The organism is Arthrobacter sp. AOP36-F1-5, assembly GCF_058137995.1.
This window is the reverse complement of record NZ_CM176892.1, coordinates 3,358,366-3,374,397: the sequence shown is the minus strand read 5'-3', so window position 1 is coordinate 3,374,397 and position 16,032 is coordinate 3,358,366. Positions and strand designations below refer to the sequence as shown.

Here is a 16,032-nt window from a genome sequence, read left to right as displayed (position 1 = left end):
CGGCAGGGCCCAGGTCCTGGCCGGTTCCCGCCCCGCGGAGGCGAGGGCGGATAATCGTCAGGGAAGAAGTCGGGACATCCAGGGCCCGACAGCCAGGATTCGAGGAGGAATCGGCATATGAGCAACCAGAGCAGCACTGCTCCGGCAGGAAAGAACCAGGAATTCGACCTGGTGGTCCGCGGCGAGCGGATCCTCACCGGTGAGGGCATCGGCGCCCACGAGGTCGGCATCCGTGATGGACGGATCGCAGCGATCGAAGGCCCGGGCCAGGGCCTGGTGGGACGCGAGACCATCGAACTCGGTGCCGGGGAAGTGATGATCCCCGGCCTCGTGGACTCCCACGTCCACGTCAACGAGCCGGGGCGCACCGAGTGGGAGGGCTTCGACTCCGCCACCCGTGCCGCCGCCGCCGGTGGGGTGACCACCATCATCGACATGCCGCTGAACTCGATCCCCCCGACGGTGGATGTCGGGGCCCTGGAGCTCAAGCGCGAGGTCGCCGGGCGCAAGGCGTACATCGACGTCGGCTTCTGGGGCGGTGCCGTCCCGGGCAACCGCGAGGAACTACGCAAACTGCACGACGAGGGCGTGTACGGCTTCAAGTGCTTCCTGTTGCATTCGGGGGTGGATGAATTCCCCGCCCTGGAGCCGGAGGAGATGGAGGCCGACATGGCCGAGCTCGCCTCCTTCGACTCGCTGATGATCGTGCACGCCGAAGACGCGCACACCATCGAGGAAGCGCCGCAGATCGGTGGCCGGGAGTACTCCAACTTCCTGGCCTCACGCCCGCGGGTGGCCGAGAACCTGGCCATCCAGCGGGTCATCGACGCGGCACGGCGGACCGGGGGCCGGGCACATATCCTGCACCTGTCCTCCTCCGATTCGCTGCCGGTGATCGCCGCGGCGAAGGCCGAAGGCGTGCGGCTGACCGTCGAGACCTGCCCGCACTACCTGACCCTGCTCGCCGAGGAGATCCCCGATGGGGCCACGGCATTCAAGTGCTGCCCGCCGATCCGTGAGGATGCCAACCGCGAGCTGCTCTGGCAGGGACTCATCGACGGGACCATCGACTTCATCGTCTCCGACCACTCGCCGTCCACGGTGGAGCTGAAGTATCCCGAAGGCGGGGACTTCGGCACCGCCTGGGGCGGGGTGGCTTCCTTGCAGCTGGGTCTGTCGCTGATCTGGACCGAAGCCCGGAAACGCGGCATCGCCCTGGATCAGGTGCTGGCCTGGATGTCCTCGGGGCCGGCGAAGCTGGCCGGTCTGGAGCGCAAGGGTCAGTTGGCGCCAGGCTCCGATGCCGACTTCGCCATCTTCTCCCCGGAAGAGGACTTCGTCGTGGACGTCGCCAAGCTCCAGCACCGCAACCCCGTGTCCGCCTACGCCGGCAAGACCCTGGACGGCGTCGTCGCCGGCACCTGGCTGCGCGGGGAGAAGGTCGATTTCACGACCCCCCACGGACAATTGTTGCGCCGCGGCGAATCCTAGGCTCCACGACACCGCCCGGTGACCGGCGCGGTGCCGGTAGGCTCCCGGGCCAACGAGCTCCTACCTCGCAGCCCGGGTGTTCATCCCGGACGGGATGGTCGATCCATCCGGGGTGGGCATGACGGTGCCCCCTCCACCACTCTTCCCGGTGGAGGGGGCACCGTGTTTTAACGCCGCGGACGGTTCAGCTCAACGGAGGAAGATACGGGCGGGCCCCGAAGGGCGGGGGAGGGCCGGCGCGGTGGGCCGCGGAAATGAAATGGTCCAGTTCGGTGGCCTGCTGTCCGCGCAGGAAGATCCCGAGCATGCTCAGCAGCCCCTCGAAGACCTCGTCCCGATGGGCGGAGGAGTCCAGTAGTCGTTTGGCCGCAGGCTGATTGCCCTCGCGGATGGCCTGGAACAGGGTGATCGCCTCGAGCCATATGCCGTCCCGGTGCATGCGGCACCTCCTTTCATGTCGTGGGGCCAGCCTAATGTTGGGTCTATCGAACTTTCAAGTACGGTTCTTCGTAGGCCAGGGTGGGAGTCGCAGGCACCACGGGTGCGTCCCGACGCCCGCCCGGCCTGCCCACCGTCCCGAAAGGAACCCCATTTCCATGACCAGGAACATCTCCGTCATCGTCGGCAGCCTGCGCCGTGCCTCCTATGCGCGCAAGATCGCACTGAACGCCATCGACCTCTTCCCCGCTGGCTACCAGGCCCGCATCGTCGAGATCCGCGACCTGCCGCTCTATGATTTCGACTACGACACCCCCGAGGTCGCCGATAAACCCCTGCCCGGGGAATACACCGGCTTCCGCGAAACGATCAAGGCCTCCGACGGCGTCCTGTTCGTCACCCCGGAGAACAACCGCACCATCCCGGCTTGCCTCAAGAACGCGGTGGACATCGGCTCCAAGCCCAATGCCGACGTCGCATGGAAGAACCTCCCGGCGGGGATCATCAGCCACTCGGTGGGCCGCATGGGCGGGTACAGCTCACAGAAGAACCTGCGGCTGGCGCTGTCCTATTTCGACATGCCCACCCCGGGCCAGCCCGAGGTGTTCCTGTCCCGGTCCCCGGGGCTGATCGACGAGGAGGGCGGAATCAGCCAGGAGTCCACGGTCGGGTTCCTGCAGGACTACATCAGCCGCTTTGCCGAGCTGGTGGCCACACGGCCCCGACCCAGGCCCTAGCCTCGATCTTTCATCGGGCTGTGCTGGTTGCGGGCCAGGACTTACCTTCTGCCTAGCGGTACTGATTCTGGCATGAGGGTGTGACGGATTGCCCGATAGCCTCGGATCGGGCCGGAATCTCCACTGGTTCCGCTGTATGTGCTTCTTGCTTCGTCGGGATGGTCCGGGGGCTGGTCAGCCAGGTGCCGGGAGGCTCCGAAGTCGCTCCAGGGCTTTGAGGATCAATGGTGTTTCCGGAGCCGTTGCCGCAAGGTGCAGGATCTTGCGCCTGCCGGTGGTGATGATTTTGCCGGCCGTTTCGAAGATCCGCGTTCGCAGGCGCTTGGGTTCGTACCGCCGTGCCTCGGTCCCGGTCAGGGCAAGCATCTGCGTCCATGCGGTGAGCTCGAGGGCGAGCATCACCAGGTGGACCCAGATCTCATTGCCGGCAAAGGCCTTCAACGGGAGGTTCTCCAATCCGGTGTCCTTGCCATTGCGGATCCGGTCCTCGCAGCGGGCCCGCAAACGGTGTGCGACTTCCAACCGGGCCAGATCGTCCCCGGCCTGATTCGTCGCGAACGCGGTGTAGCGCATCCCGTCGATGTCGGTAATGCGCAGCTGCGCCCCGACGTGGGGTTCCTCCTTGCGCACGATCACCCGCATCCCGGCCGGCCACGAGGACAAGTACAGGTCGCCGGTCAGCTCGGTTACCCAGGCCCCTTCGCGTTCGATCCCGTCGCTGTTCAGGGCCTTCACTCAGGAGTTGTTGTCGATGCTTCCCAGGGCTTTTTCCATGGCCGGGAAGAATCCGAAGCCCACGGAATAGGCCAGGTCCCGCACCGGGTCGGTGAGCCAATCCAGGAATCCGTGGGTGCCACCGGCGGTATCGGTGCGCACCAGTATCGCCCGGCCCGTACGGTGTCCGGGTGGGAGCTGGGCCAGGGAGGCGTCGGTCACGGTGATGTGGTCCGCCACCGTGTTTGACCCGGCGTTGCCCGGGCGCAGCAGCATCGCCAACGGCTCCCCGGTGCCCTTCGCGCCGTGGTCGGCGAACGAGGCCAAAGGGTGGAACCCGAAGCCGCGCTTGTAGGTCGGGGCCGCTTGTTCCTTGTTCTCGCTGTGGGAGGTCACCAGGGTTGCGTCCAGGTCCACGACCAGCGGGTTTTCATCGCTGGCGGCGTGGACCGGTGAATCGTGCCCGGCAGCGTCCCAGGCCCGGGCACGTGTCTGGGCGCGGGCGGTGTTGATCGCCTCCAGCACTGCCGGGGCGTCGTCGGCGAGGGCCTTGAGTAGGCGGGAAACGGTGGGATCGGAGGCGACGGGGCCGAACACCCAGGGCTGGGTGCGCAGCCGGTCGACGTCGGAGAACGCGTCCCCGCCCATTGCCAGGGACAGGACCTCATCGAGCAGGATCTTGCCCGGGTCGTGGATGGCGTAGGGCTTGCGCCACGGTTTCATGGCGGTGCTCAACGCTGCTGGCAGGGCAACGGCCTTCGCGGTCTCGGCCAGCAATACGGCGCCGGCTTGGGACACGATCCCGGTCCCTGCGTCGTCGACGTCGAGGTCCGGGTAGAAACGGGTAGACTTCTTCACCGTAAGGGTGCTCCTTTTCCTGTCGAAAGCAGTTGTGTCGTAACTACTATTTTCGCAGGTCAGGAGCACCTTTACGGGCTTAAACACGCCTCCGGGGCGACGACCTCATGAAATGCCGAGGCTAGAGACCCGGACGTCGAACGGTCCGGTCGGCGCCACCACGCACAATGCCCATGGGGACCGAAGTCCCCATGGGCATTCTGCGTGGGCGGTGCCTGCGCCGTCGTGCGGCGCCGCGGTCGCGGGTCCTAGACCCCGAGCTGCTCGCGCAGGCGGGAGACGTGGCCCTCCGCGGCGACGTTGTACTCGGCGGACTTCACGGTCCCGTCGGGGTTGACGACGATCGTGGAGCGCAGGGTCCCGGTGACGGTCTTTCCGCCGAGGTCCTTGTCCCCGTAGGCGCCGTAGGCCTTGGCGGTCCGGTGGTCCGGGTCCGACAGCAGCGGGAACGTCAGTGACTGGTCATCGGCGAAGGCCTGCAGGTCGTCCTCCCCGTCGGAGGAGATGCCCAGGACGTCGTAGCCGGCGCCGGCCAGCGAGCTCAGGTTGTCCCGGAAATCGCAGGCCTCGGTGGTGCAGCCCGGGGTTGCGGCCTTGGGGTAGAAGTAGACCACGACCGAACGGCCGGTGTAGTTGGACAGGCTGATGGTGGCGCCGTCGGCGTCGGTGAGGGTGAAGTCCGGTGCGCGATCGCCGGCCTGAAGCTGGGTGGGGGCCTCTGACATGTGATTCTCCTTAGATTTTCGCATGGTGGTATTCCATTACCATTATAAGGGTGTTTGGGTGTCGCGATAGGGCCCGGGGGCAAATCCTTCGGCGGAGGGATTGAAAGGCCCGACGCGCCGAGTACAGTTGCCAGTGCCCCGAACGGCCACAGCCGCCCGGGCCATCACCCGCCGACGCGACCCAGCCCCCGGTGTGGTTAGTCCAGAAAGTCACCCCTGCATGCTCCTGCGCCTGATCCTCAAGCACGCGAAACCCTATCGACCGTGGATCATCGCGGTGCTGGTCTTCCAGCTCGGAACGACCATGGCCACGTTGTTCCTGCCGAGCCTGAACGCGCGGATCATCGACGAGGGAGTGACGCAGGGCGATACCGATTTCATCTGGCGCACCGGCGCGATGATGCTGATGGTGGCCTTCATCCAGGTCCTCACCGCGATCGCCGCCGTCTACTTCGGGGCGAAGACCTCGATGGCCGTGGGCCGGGACATCCGCCGTGGCGTCTTCCACTCGGTCGCCGGGTTCTCGGCCCGGGAGGTCAACGAATTCGGCGCCCCGACCCTGATCACCCGCGGCACCAACGACGTCCAGCAGGTCCAGATGCTGGTGCTGATGGGCCTGAACTTCATGGTTTCCGCCCCGATCATGTGCGTGGGCGGGATCATCATGGCCCTGCGTGAGGATGCCGGGCTGTCCTGGCTGGTATGGGTGTCGGTCCCGCTGCTGGTGGTGATCGTCGGCTTCCTCATCCGGTTGCTGATGCCGCTGTTCCGCCTGATGCAGGAACGCATCGACTCCATCAACGGGGTGCTGCGCGAGCAGATCATCGGCATCCGCGTGGTGCGGGCCTTCGTGCGGGAACCCTACGAGACCGAGCGTTTCCGGGCCGCCAACGAACGCCTGACCGAGGTGGGGGTCCGGGTCGGACAACTGTTCGTGCTGATGTTCCCGTTGATCGGGATGATCCTGCACCTGGCCACCGCCGCGGTGCTGTGGTTCGGTGGACACCGCGTGGCCGACGGGAACATGGAGGTCGGCTCGTTGACCGCCTTCCTGCAGTACCTGCTGCAGATCCTCATGGCCGTGATGATGGGTACGTTCATGGCCATGATGATCCCGCGCGCCGCCGTCTGCGCGGAACGGATCGACGAGGTCCTGCAGGCCGAACCCTCGCTCCGCGACCCCGAGGTCACCACGGTGGACGCCCCGGCGCATGGCACCGTGGAATTCCGCCGGGTCTCCTTCGGCTATCCCGGCGCCGAGGAACCGGTGCTCAAGGATCTCCAGTTCACCGCCGAACCCGGTCGGATGACCGCGATCATCGGATCCACCGGGTCCGGTAAATCCACGCTCCTGAACCTCATCCCGCGCCTGTACGACGCCGATGCCGGGCAGGTGCTCATCGACGGGACCCCCGTGTCGGCGTTGACCCGCGAACAACTCTCCGAACGGGTGGCCGCCGTCCCGCAACGGCCCTACCTCTTTTCCGGAACCGTCGCCTCCAACCTGCGCTACGGCAACCGGGAGGCGACGGATCCCGAACTCTGGGAGGCCCTGCGGATCGCCCAGGCCCGGGATTTCGTCTCCGGGAAGGAGGGTGGACTGGAGTCGGGAATCGCCCAGGGCGGGACGAACGTCTCCGGCGGACAACGCCAGCGCCTGTGCATCGCCCGCGCCCTGGCCGCCAGGCCCAAGGTCTACCTCTTCGACGATTCGTTCTCGGCACTGGACGTCACCACCGACTCCCGGCTGCGGGCGGCGTTGAAGGAGACCACCGGTGAGGCCACGGTGATCGTCGTCGCCCAACGCGTGTCCACGATCATCGACGCCGACCAGATCCTGGTGCTGGACGACGGCGAAATCGTCGGGCGCGGCACCCATGAGGAACTGTTGGAAAGCTCGGCGACCTACCTGGAGATCGTCGAATCCCAGATCAGTGCGGAGGAGGTGTCCTAGATGGCCGAGAAGAAACCGGCCGCACAGGTCGAGGATCTCGAGGATTTCGCCGTATCCGCCGATGACGGATTCGGGGACCAGCGGCCGGTGCGCAAGGCCAAGGCGTTCTGGCCCGCGACCAAACGCCTCATGGGGCTCATGGCCCCCGAAAAGGCCGGCATCGCCGTCGTACTCTTATTTGTCGCCGTCGGCGTGGTGCTGACCGTCATCGCCCCCAAGATCCTGGGCAGGGCCATGGACGTCATCTTCTCGGGCGTCATCGGTTCACAAATGGCTCCGGGCACCTCGAAGGCGGAGGCCGTTTCCGGGCTGCGGGCCCAAGGCAAGACCAATCTGGCCGACATGCTCGAGCGGATGGACCTGGTTCCCGGGACAGGCATCGACTTCCACCAGCTCGGCGTCATCATCTCCTTCGTGTTGATGATGTACTTCGTGGCGAACGTCTTCATGTGGGCCCAGGGCTACCTGCTGAATAAACTGGTCATGCGCGTGGTCTACCGGCTGCGCAAGGACGTGGAGGACAAGCTCAACAAACTGCCGCTGAACTACTTCGACACCCGTCAGCGCGGGGACCTGCTCTCGCGGGTCACCAACGACGTGGACAACATCCAGACCGCCCTGCAGCAGGCCTTCTCGCAGCTGCTCGAATCGATCCTGACCGTGGTGGGCATCGTGATCATGATGTTCATCGTCTCCTGGCAGCTGGCACTGATCGCCTTGGTCGCCCTGCCGCTTTCGGCGGTGGCCGCGGCGCTGATCGGGACCAGGGCCCAGGGCCTGTTCGCCGAGCAGTGGAAGTCCACCGGGACGCTGAACGGGCAGATCGAGGAGTCCTTCTCCGGCCACGACCTCATGAAGGTCTTCGGCCGCGAGGAGGAATCGGTGGCCCGCTTCGACGAGCGCAACGAGGAATTGTTCAAGGCCTCCTTCGGCGCCCAATTCGTCTCGGGCACCATCTTCCCGGTCATGCAGTTCATCTCCTACCTGGCCTACGTGGGCATCGCCGTCGTCGGCGGCCTGCGGGTGGCCTCGGGGCAGATGAGCCTGGGCGATGCCACCGCATTCATCCAGTACTCCCGCGAATTCACCCAGCCGCTGGGACAGATCGCCGGAATGGCCAACCAGGTCCAGTCGGGGGTCGCCTCCGCCGAACGGACCTTCGAGCTGCTGGACGCCCAGGAGCAGGAGGCGGAAACCCCCACCGCCCGGCTGGCGGCCCGCACCGAAGGCCACGTCCAGTTCACCGACGTCACCTTCTCCTACGATCCGGCCAGGCCGCTGATCGAGGACCTGTCCTTCGAGGCGCATCCGGGCCATACGGTGGCGATCGTCGGCCCCACGGGGGCCGGGAAGACCACGCTGGTGAACCTGGTGATGCGTTTCTACGAGCTCGACGGCGGGGCCATCACCCTGGACGGGATCGACATCACGGCACTGTCCCGGGCCGAACTGCGCTCCAAGGTCGGCATGGTGCTCCAGGACGCCTGGTTGTTCAACGGGACGATCATCGAGAACATCAGGTACGGTCGGCTCGATGCCACCGACGAGGAAGTCCACGAGGCCGCCACCGCCACCTACGTCGACCGCTTCGTGAAGGCGCTGCCCGAGGGCTACGACACCATCATCGACGACGAGGGCACCAACGTCTCCGCCGGTGAGAAGCAGCTGATCACCATCGCCCGGGCCTTCCTGGCCAACCCGTCGCTGCTCATCCTGGACGAGGCGACGTCCTCGGTGGATACCCGCACCGAAGTGCTGGTCCAACATGCCATGGCCGCGCTGCGCACCGACCGGACCAGCTTCGTGATCGCCCACCGGCTGTCGACCATCCGCGACGCCGACACCATCCTGGTGATGGAAGCGGGCAGGATCGTCGAACAAGGCAGCCACGAGGTGCTGTTGGCGGCCCGCGGGGCCTACTACCGGCTGTACATGTCCCAGTTCGCCGGACCTGCCGAGGACCCAGATATCGACCCCGACGCCGGGGACGGGGCCGGAGCCGTGCCGGTTTCGGACCTCTGAGCGGGCCCCGGTAGTCTCGGCCCATGAACCGGATGCCCGCTGAACCCCGACCGCCCAGGATTCCCTCCTTCAACGCCCCGGGGAACCGTCCGCCGGGGGACCTGACGGGCTTGGACCTGGACGGACGCAGCGACGGCCTGCTGTTCGACTCCGACGACGCCGACGGGCAGGACCTCGAAGACACCGTCTTCACCGAGTGCACCTTCCGGCGGGTCTCGCTCATGGGGGCGGAACTGAACCGGGCGAGTTTCGGGAACTGCGAGTTCACCGATCTGGGGGCCGCCTCGTTGCGGGCCCCGGACAGCGGCTGGTGGAACACCAGCCTGGCCCGCACCCGCATCGGTTCCGCCGAACTGCATGGGGCCGGCCTGCGTTCGGTGCTCTTCGACGGCGGCAAACTCGATCTGGTGAACCTGCGCGGGGCGAAGCTCAAGGACGTGCTCGTCCGCTCGATGATCATCGACGAGCTCGATCTCGGGGCGGTCCAGGCCGAGAGGGTGGCGTTCCAGGATTGCCGGATCGGCATGTTGTCCCTGCATGGGGCGAAGCTCAAGGATGTGGACCTGCGCGGGGCCGCGCTGGCGGGACTGTCCGGGGTCGGCGGTTTGCGGGGTGCGACCGTCGGCGAACTGCAGCTGCAGGACCTGGCCCCGCTCCTCGCCGCCGAGGCGGGTTTGCGGGTGCTGTAAACGTGCTGACCGGCCGTCCAGAATGTGAGCAACTATGATTACTAGACATAGCGAACGCTCATAAGCGATCATAGGGGGAGATCAATGCCGAATCCCGCCAGGCGGAACCACCCCAGGAGAGTATCGATGACCACGAACGCATCACTTGGCCAGCACATGGACGAGGAGCTGCGCAGCCAGCCCGACGTCTGGCAGCGCGCCGTCACCCAGGCCGGTTCCGAGAACCTGCTGCCCGCCTCCGGGGCCCGCGTCGCCGTCGTCGGCTGCGGCACCTCCTGGTTCATGGCGGAGTCCTACGCCGCGGCCCGGGAGACCGCCGGCCACGGCGTGACCGACGCCTTCGCCGCCTCCGAGGCCCGCATCGCCGGCCGCGGCTACGACGCGGTCGTGGCCATCACCCGTTCGGGCACCACCTCCGAGGTCCTGACGCTGCTCAAGGAACTCGAACCGGGCATCACCACGATCGCCCTGGTCGGGGACACCTCCTCGCCGATCGTGGAAATGGTCGACCGGGTCGTGGAACTGCCCTACGCCGACGAGCAGTCGGTGGTGCAGACGCGCTTCGCCACCACCGCGCTGGCCTATCTGTTGAGCAGTGTCGGCATGGACCTGGGCGAGGCCATCGAACAGGCCCGCACCGCCGTCGACCAGGAAACCGGCACCGATCTGCTCGAGGCCGAGCAGTTCACCTTCCTCGGACAGGGATGGAGCGTCGGGCTCGCCCATGAGGCCGCCCTGAAGATGCGTGAAGCAGTCCAGGGCTGGACCGAGGCCTACCCGGCCATGGACTACCGCCACGGACCCATCGCCATCGCCGCCCCCGGCCGGGTCACCTGGTCCTTCGGGCCGGCTCCCGAGGGACTGGCCGCGGACGTGGAACGCACCGGGGCCCTCTATGTCGAATCCTCGCGCCACCCGTTGGCCGAGCTGGCCCGCCTGCACCGCGTCACCCTGGACCGGGCCCGCCACCGCGGCCTGGACCCGGACGCCCCGCGCAACCTCTCGCGTTCGGTGATCCTCGAGGAGCAGGCCTAGGGTCCGCCCCGGTCTGGCGCACCACACCCATGGAACCGGCTTACCTGCTCTTCGACATCGGCGGCACCGACATCAAGGCCGCCCTGGCGACCCCCGACGGCACCCTGCATACGGTCCTGAGGTCCCCGACCCCGCAGGCCGGGGACCCGGAGGCCGCCGCGGTCCTGGCCGAGCTCGACGTGCTGCGCGGCCGGTTGCTGGCCGGATCCCCGTCGCTGACCCCGGTGGCCGCCGGGGTCGTGGTGTGCGGAACCGTCGATGAGCAGGCCGGCACCGGGGTCTTCTCCTCGAACCTGGGATGGCGCAACGTGCCCTTCCGTCGGCTGTGCACCGAACGCTTCGGGATCCCCACCGGATTCGGCCACGACGTCGGAACCGCCGGGGAGGCCGAACTAGCCCTGGGCGCCGGCCGGGTGTTGGGTCGGCAGGCGGCCAACACGGCCGTCCTGGTCATCGGCACCGGCATCGCCGGGGCGCTCTTCGTCGACGGCCGCCGGCTCGAAGCCGGAGGTTTTGCCGGGGAGATCGGCCACGCCGCCGTCCCGGGGGGCCTGGACTGCCCCTGCGGCGCCCACGGCTGCCTCGAAACCGTGGGATCCGCCGCCGCCATTGCCCGGAACTACACGCGGGCCACCGGAACGGAAGTCGATGGTGCCCGCGAAGTCCTCGAACGCCGGCGTACCGGGGACACCGACGCGGCGCACTGCTGGGACGCGGCCGTCGAGGCCCTGTCCTTCTCCATCGCCCAGCTCTGTGCCTCCGTGGGCCCCGAGGCCGTCATCGTCGGCGGCGGGCTCGCCCAGGCCGGGGACGACCTGCTGGTTCCGTTGCGCGCCGCCGTGGACGCCCGGCTGTCCTTCCACCGCACACCACGGATCATCACCGCCGAACTGGGCCAGGACGCCGGATTGCGTGGGGCGTATCTGCGGGCCGAGGCCGCCCGGTCGGCCGCAACCAAGGAGACCCCGTGATCCTGACCATCACCCCCAATCCGGCCCTGGACGAAACCTACGATGTCGATCATCTCGCCGTGGGTGGGACCAACCGGGTCCCCGCCCCGGGCGTCCGCGCCGGAGGCAAGGGGCTGAATGTCGCCCGCATCCTGCACCGCCAGGGCAGTTCCGTCCACGCCATCGCCACCCGAGGTGGCGGGGCCGGGGAGACCTTCGCCACCGAACTGGACGCCTCCGGCATCGGGAACACGCTGGTCCCCGTGGCCCCCGGCACCCGACGCAGCTTCGCCTTGGTCGACCGCGGGACCGGGATGACCACGATCTTCAACGAACACGGCGGAGGCCTCGAGGCCGCCGAATGGGACGCCGTCCAGCGTGCCGTCCTGGACTCGATCCCCGGGGCCGACGTCGTCGTGGGATCGGGCTCGCTCCCCGGTGGGGCCGCCGGGCCCGGGGAGGCCGAAGCCGATCAGGAGGCCGGATACGGCTCCGGTTTCTACCCCTGGCTGGTCCGGGCCGCCCGCGCCGGAGGGGTCCCCTGCCTCATCGACACCTCGGGGGCCGGACTGCTGGCCGCGGCCAGGGCCGGGGCCGATGTGCTCAAACCCAACCATCACGAACTCCTCGAGGCCACCGGGGAATCGGAGATCGCCCGGGGCGCCGGGCTCCTGCTGGAACTGGGGGCACGGCGCGTGGTCGTCAGCGCCGGTGAAGACGGGCTGAGCCTCTTCGAGGCCGCAACCCCCGGACGGTCGATATCGGCCCGGCTACCCGAACCCCTTCACGGCAACCCCACGGGGGCCGGCGACGCCTGCGTGGCCGCCCTGGCTTCCGGGGTGGCCGAGGGGCTCGATGCCGAGGCCCTGGTCCGCCGCGCGGCCGCCTGGTCCGCCTCGGCGGTACTCATGCCGGCCGCCGGGGAACTGCACCCCAGCCATCCGGAGCTGGCCCGCCGGCTCGTGGTCACCCGGCACTAGAAACCGCAGCCACCCAGAACCACCCCTTCAACCGAAAGCCGGACCCTCCATGGCCTTGAGCACCACCCGTGAACTGATGACCGCCGCCGCCGACGCCGGGCGGGGGCAGGGCGCCTTCAACGTGATCCACCTGGAAACGGCCGAGGCCCTCGTCGCCGGGGCCGAGGAAGCGGGTCTGCCGGTGATCCTGCAGATCTCCGAGAACTGCGTGGCCTACCACGGTGCCCTGGAGCCGATCGGCCTGGCCTGCCTGGCGATCGCCCGCGGCGCGTCCGTGCCGGTCTCCGTGCACCTGGATCATGCCGAAAGCGAGGAGCTGGCCCTCCAGGCCGTGGAGCTGGGCTTCGGCTCGGTCATGTACGACGGCGCCCATCTGGATTATGACGACAATGTTGCCGCCACGGCCCGGGTGGCCCGTTACGCGCATGACCGGGGGGTCTACATCGAGGCCGAGCTGGGCAAGGTCGGGGGCAAGGGCGGGGCCCACGCGCCGGGCGTGCGCACCGATCCGGCCGAGGCCGCCGCCTTCGTCGCGGCCACCGGGGTCGACGCCCTGGCGGTCGCCGTCGGATCCTCCCATGCCATGACCAGCAGATCCGCCGAACTGGATGTGGAGCTGATCTCCCGGCTGGCGGATGCCGTGGACGTTCCCCTGGTGCTGCACGGCTCCTCGGGGGTCTCCGACGAGAACATCGTGGCCGCCATCCGTGCAGGCATGCGCAAGATCAACGTCTCCACCCATCTCAACGGATTCTTCACCGCCGGGATCCGCGAGTACCTGGCAGCCGACGAGACCGTGGTCGACTCCCGCAAATACGTCGGAGCCGGTCGGGCCCGCATGGCGAAGGAAGCCGGCCGCATGCTCGGGCTGTTTGCCCTGCAGGACGACGGAAGCGCACCGGCCTAGCCCGTTCCCGCCGCTTCGAGGGGGTCGGAACGTCGTGCCAAAGCAGTTGACAAGGGGACTTGACGACGAGACCCCAGTCACATTACTGTCATAATCATGTTCTTTATTGATCGACTTAAGGTCGATTAGAGCATTTTCAATTATGAATTGGCTTCGGATCACTCGCCGACGCACACCTTCGAGATGGGGAATCATGCAGAAACGTTCACTACGCGCAACCCTGCTGGCCGGCGTGGCTGCCGGTTCGCTGGTCCTGACCGGCTGCGGCTTCGGCGGCGGCGACGAGGGCGGGGACGCCTCCGGGGACACCACCACGCTGAGCATGCTGGTGCCCAGCTACTCCGATGGCACCAAGGCGCTGTGGCAAGACGTCATCGACGGCTTCGAGAAGGAGAACCCCGAGGTCAAGGTGGATCTGGAGATCCAGTCCTGGGAGAACATCGAAAGCGTCCTGAAGACCAAGTTGCAGGGCGACAAGGCCCCGGACATCTACGGCGGCGGCGCCTTCGCCGGCTTCGCCGAAGAGGACCTGTTGGCCCCGGCCGAGGACATCGCCTCCGCCGATACGCTGGAGAACTTCCAGACCTCCTTCGCCGACAACGAGAAGTTCGACGGCACCCAGTACGGTCTGCCGCTGATCGCCTCGGCCCGCGCACTGGCCTATAACGAAGACCTCATGAAGGAAGCCGGCGTCGACGAGGTCCCCACGACCTGGGACGAGTTGTTGACCGCCTCCAAGGCCATCAGCAAGGACACCAAGGCCGACGGCTACGGCATGCCGCTGGGGTCCGAGGAGGCCCAGGGTGAATCGCTGATCTGGTTCGCCGGCAACGGTGGGGACTTCGGTGACGAGAAGTCCATCGAGGTCGACACCCCGAAGAACGTCGAGGCCGCCGAGTTCATGCAGAAGATGGTCAAGGAAGGCGCCACGCAGAAGAACCCCGGCTCCACGCAGCGCACCCCGATGCTGAACACCTTCATCCAGGGCAAGCTAGGCTTCGCCTACGTGCTGCCGCAGACCGTCGGGCAGATCGAGGAGGAGAACCCGGACCTGAAGTACGGGATCGCCCCCGTCGCCACCAACACCGGTGACCCGGCAACGCTGGGCGTCGCGGACCGCATGCTCTCCTTCAAGAACGACGGCAGCAAGTCCGAATCCGTGAAGAAGTTCATGGACTACTTCTTTAGCGACGACGTGTACAGCAACTGGGTGCAGACCGAGGGCTTCCTGCCCACCACCACCTCGGTCTCCGAGGAGATGTCCTCCGACGAGACGCTGAAGCCGTTCCTGGAACTGCTGCCCAACGCCGTCTTCTACCCGACGACGAACCCGGCCTGGAACGCCACCGATGGCGCCTTCAAGTCGCTCATGGGCCAGATCGCCACCGGCAAGTCCGCATCCGACGTGCTCGCCGAGATCCAGAAGAAGGCCGACGCGGCCAAGTAGCCCGCGGCCGGACCCGCCGACCACGGCGGAAGGGCCCACCGACTCCGCGGCCCGCTGGCATAGCCGGCGGGCCGCGGAGCCTCGTGGGGCCCGGAACAGACGAAGACCAGGTCAGGAGACCAGTATGAGCACCACCGCACCGGCCAGGACCGGGGTGGCCGATCCCCCCGGGCCCCCGAAACCCCGGCGCTCCAAACGGCGCACGTCGGCCGAGGGCTCCTCCTTCAGATCCGCCCTGCCCTGGATCTCCCCGGCGCTGGTCCTGATCCTGGTGATCGTGGTGTTCCCCGCCGGGTACATGATCTACAACTCCACGCGCAAGATCAGCCAGATCGGCACCGATCTGGGCTCGGTGGGGCTGGCGAACTTCAGCCAGGTCTTCAGCGACCCGAACATCCCCAGGATCATGCTGAACTCGGTCCTGTGGGTCGTGGTCGTGGTGTTCTTCACCGTGCTGATCTCCCTGGGCCTGGCCCAGTTCCTGTCCAAGCCGTTCCCCGGCCGCACCCTGGTGCGCATGGCAGTGATCGTCCCCTGGGCGGCCAGCGTCGTGATGACCACCACGCTGTTCTACTACTCGATGGACCCCAACTACGGGATCTTCAACAAGTTCCTCACCGATACCGGGCTGCTGGACAGTTCCTACGGCTTCACCCAGCACGCCTCATCGGCGTTGATGGTGGCCATGGCGGTGGCCGTCTTCGTGTCCATCCCCTTCACCACCTACACGATCCTGGCCGGCATCCAGGCCATTCCCGGTGACACGCTGGAGGCGGCCAAGGTCGACGGCGCCGGACGCTGGCGGACGTACTTCCTGGTCGTGCTGCCGCAGTTGCGCGGCGCGCTGGCGGTCTCGGTACTGATCAACATCATCAACGTCTTCAACAACCTGCCGATCCTGAAGGTCATGACCGGGTCGATCCCCGGCTACGACGCCGACACCCTGATGACCTACATCTTCAAGGTCCTGCAGTTCGATCGCCAGATCGACATCGCCAGTGCCTTGTCGGTGGTCAACTTCGGCATCGTCGTCGTCATCGTGGCCATCTACGTCTGGGCCGTGAAACCCATGAAGGAGGTCTAGA

Annotated in this window: 13 protein-coding genes and 1 pseudogene; 11 read left to right on the top strand and 3 right to left on the bottom strand. The window is 67.2% G+C overall.

The features are described from left to right. The first annotated feature begins 117 nt into the window (after positions 1–117). Positions 118–1,491 (top strand): allantoinase AllB, encoded by a 1,374-nt coding sequence (gene allB / locus AC3ZI9_RS15560; protein ID WP_444554812.1) that lies wholly within the window; start codon positions 118–120, stop codon positions 1,489–1,491. A gap of 184 nt (positions 1,492–1,675) precedes the next feature. On the opposite strand, the gene AC3ZI9_RS15555 is transcribed toward allB, so the two are convergent. Further along, entirely contained in the window at positions 1,676–1,930 is a 255-nt protein-coding gene (locus AC3ZI9_RS15555) for a hypothetical protein (protein ID WP_444554811.1), read from the bottom strand. A 157-nt stretch (positions 1,931–2,087) separates the two neighbouring features. Here AC3ZI9_RS15555 and AC3ZI9_RS15550 point away from each other — a divergent pair, with 157 nt between their 5' ends. Then, positions 2,088–2,666, top strand: coding sequence for an NADPH-dependent FMN reductase (locus AC3ZI9_RS15550; protein ID WP_444554810.1), 579 nt, complete (start codon positions 2,088–2,090; stop codon positions 2,664–2,666). A gap of 174 nt (positions 2,667–2,840) precedes the next feature. Here AC3ZI9_RS15550 and AC3ZI9_RS15545 read toward each other — a convergent pair. Both AC3ZI9_RS15545 and bcp read right to left on the bottom strand, forming a co-directional pair. Further along, positions 2,841–4,238, bottom strand: a pseudogene (locus AC3ZI9_RS15545) (IS1380 family transposase). A gap of 248 nt (positions 4,239–4,486) precedes the next feature. Then, positions 4,487–4,963 (bottom strand): thioredoxin-dependent thiol peroxidase, encoded by a 477-nt coding sequence (gene bcp / locus AC3ZI9_RS15540; RefSeq protein ID WP_444561117.1) that lies wholly within the window; start codon positions 4,961–4,963, stop codon positions 4,487–4,489. A 220-nt stretch (positions 4,964–5,183) separates the two neighbouring features. Here bcp and AC3ZI9_RS15535 point away from each other — a divergent pair, with 220 nt between their 5' ends. The 9 genes from AC3ZI9_RS15535 (at position 5,184) to AC3ZI9_RS15495 (ending at position 16,031) form a co-directional block, all read left to right on the top strand. After that, entirely contained in the window at positions 5,184–6,917 is a 1,734-nt protein-coding gene (locus AC3ZI9_RS15535; RefSeq protein ID WP_444554809.1) for an ABC transporter ATP-binding protein, read from the top strand. Further along, positions 6,918–8,939: an ABC transporter ATP-binding protein gene (locus AC3ZI9_RS15530; protein WP_444561118.1), complete on the top strand. Its 2,022-nt coding sequence runs from the start codon at positions 6,918–6,920 to the stop codon at positions 8,937–8,939. Between the two features lie 23 nt (positions 8,940–8,962). After that, positions 8,963–9,628, top strand: coding sequence for a pentapeptide repeat-containing protein (locus AC3ZI9_RS15525; RefSeq protein WP_444554807.1), 666 nt, complete (start codon positions 8,963–8,965; stop codon positions 9,626–9,628). 126 nt (positions 9,629–9,754) lie between these two features. Then, positions 9,755–10,663, top strand: a complete 909-nt coding sequence (locus AC3ZI9_RS15520; protein ID WP_444554806.1) for an SIS domain-containing protein — start codon at positions 9,755–9,757, stop codon at positions 10,661–10,663. 29 nt (positions 10,664–10,692) lie between these two features. Further along, a complete protein-coding gene (locus AC3ZI9_RS15515; RefSeq protein ID WP_444554805.1) occupies positions 10,693–11,634 on the top strand; it encodes an ROK family protein in 942 nt (313 codons plus the stop codon). Further along, positions 11,631–12,593 carry a 1-phosphofructokinase family hexose kinase gene (locus AC3ZI9_RS15510; protein ID WP_444554804.1) on the top strand — a complete coding sequence of 321 codons (963 nt, stop codon included), beginning with the start codon at positions 11,631–11,633 and terminating at the stop codon, positions 12,591–12,593. Before AC3ZI9_RS15515 ends, AC3ZI9_RS15510 begins: the two co-directional genes overlap by 4 nt. A 49-nt stretch (positions 12,594–12,642) precedes the next feature. After that, positions 12,643–13,500: a class II fructose-bisphosphate aldolase gene (locus tag AC3ZI9_RS15505; RefSeq protein WP_444554803.1), complete on the top strand. Its 858-nt coding sequence runs from the start codon at positions 12,643–12,645 to the stop codon at positions 13,498–13,500. 193 nt (positions 13,501–13,693) lie between these two features. Then, positions 13,694–14,947 (top strand): extracellular solute-binding protein, encoded by a 1,254-nt coding sequence (locus AC3ZI9_RS15500; protein WP_444554802.1) that lies wholly within the window; start codon positions 13,694–13,696, stop codon positions 14,945–14,947. 124 nt (positions 14,948–15,071) lie between these two features. Next, a complete protein-coding gene (locus AC3ZI9_RS15495) occupies positions 15,072–16,031 on the top strand; it encodes a carbohydrate ABC transporter permease (RefSeq protein WP_444554801.1) in 960 nt (319 codons plus the stop codon). Position 16,032: the final 1 nt, after the last annotated feature.

Excerpts from the sequence above, each read along its gene's own strand:
- allB (WP_444554812.1), top strand. The coding sequence starts at position 118 with ATGAGCAACCAGAGCAGCACTGCTCCGGCAGGAAAGAACCAGGAATTC.
- AC3ZI9_RS15555 (WP_444554811.1), bottom strand. The coding sequence starts at position 1,930 with ATGCACCGGGACGGCATATGGCTCGAGGCGATCACCCTGTTCCAGGCC.
- AC3ZI9_RS15550 (WP_444554810.1), top strand. The coding sequence starts at position 2,088 with ATGACCAGGAACATCTCCGTCATCGTCGGCAGCCTGCGCCGTGCCTCC.
- bcp (WP_444561117.1), bottom strand. The coding sequence starts at position 4,963 with ATGTCAGAGGCCCCCACCCAGCTTCAGGCCGGCGATCGCGCACCGGAC.
- AC3ZI9_RS15535 (WP_444554809.1), top strand. The coding sequence starts at position 5,184 with ATGCTCCTGCGCCTGATCCTCAAGCACGCGAAACCCTATCGACCGTGG.
- AC3ZI9_RS15530 (WP_444561118.1), top strand. The coding sequence starts at position 6,918 with ATGGCCGAGAAGAAACCGGCCGCACAGGTCGAGGATCTCGAGGATTTC.
- AC3ZI9_RS15525 (WP_444554807.1), top strand. The coding sequence starts at position 8,963 with ATGAACCGGATGCCCGCTGAACCCCGACCGCCCAGGATTCCCTCCTTC.
- AC3ZI9_RS15520 (WP_444554806.1), top strand. The coding sequence starts at position 9,755 with ATGACCACGAACGCATCACTTGGCCAGCACATGGACGAGGAGCTGCGC.
- AC3ZI9_RS15515 (WP_444554805.1), top strand. The coding sequence starts at position 10,693 with ATGGAACCGGCTTACCTGCTCTTCGACATCGGCGGCACCGACATCAAG.
- AC3ZI9_RS15505 (WP_444554803.1), top strand. The coding sequence starts at position 12,643 with ATGGCCTTGAGCACCACCCGTGAACTGATGACCGCCGCCGCCGACGCC.
- AC3ZI9_RS15500 (WP_444554802.1), top strand. The coding sequence starts at position 13,694 with ATGCAGAAACGTTCACTACGCGCAACCCTGCTGGCCGGCGTGGCTGCC.
- AC3ZI9_RS15495 (WP_444554801.1), top strand. The coding sequence starts at position 15,072 with ATGAGCACCACCGCACCGGCCAGGACCGGGGTGGCCGATCCCCCCGGG.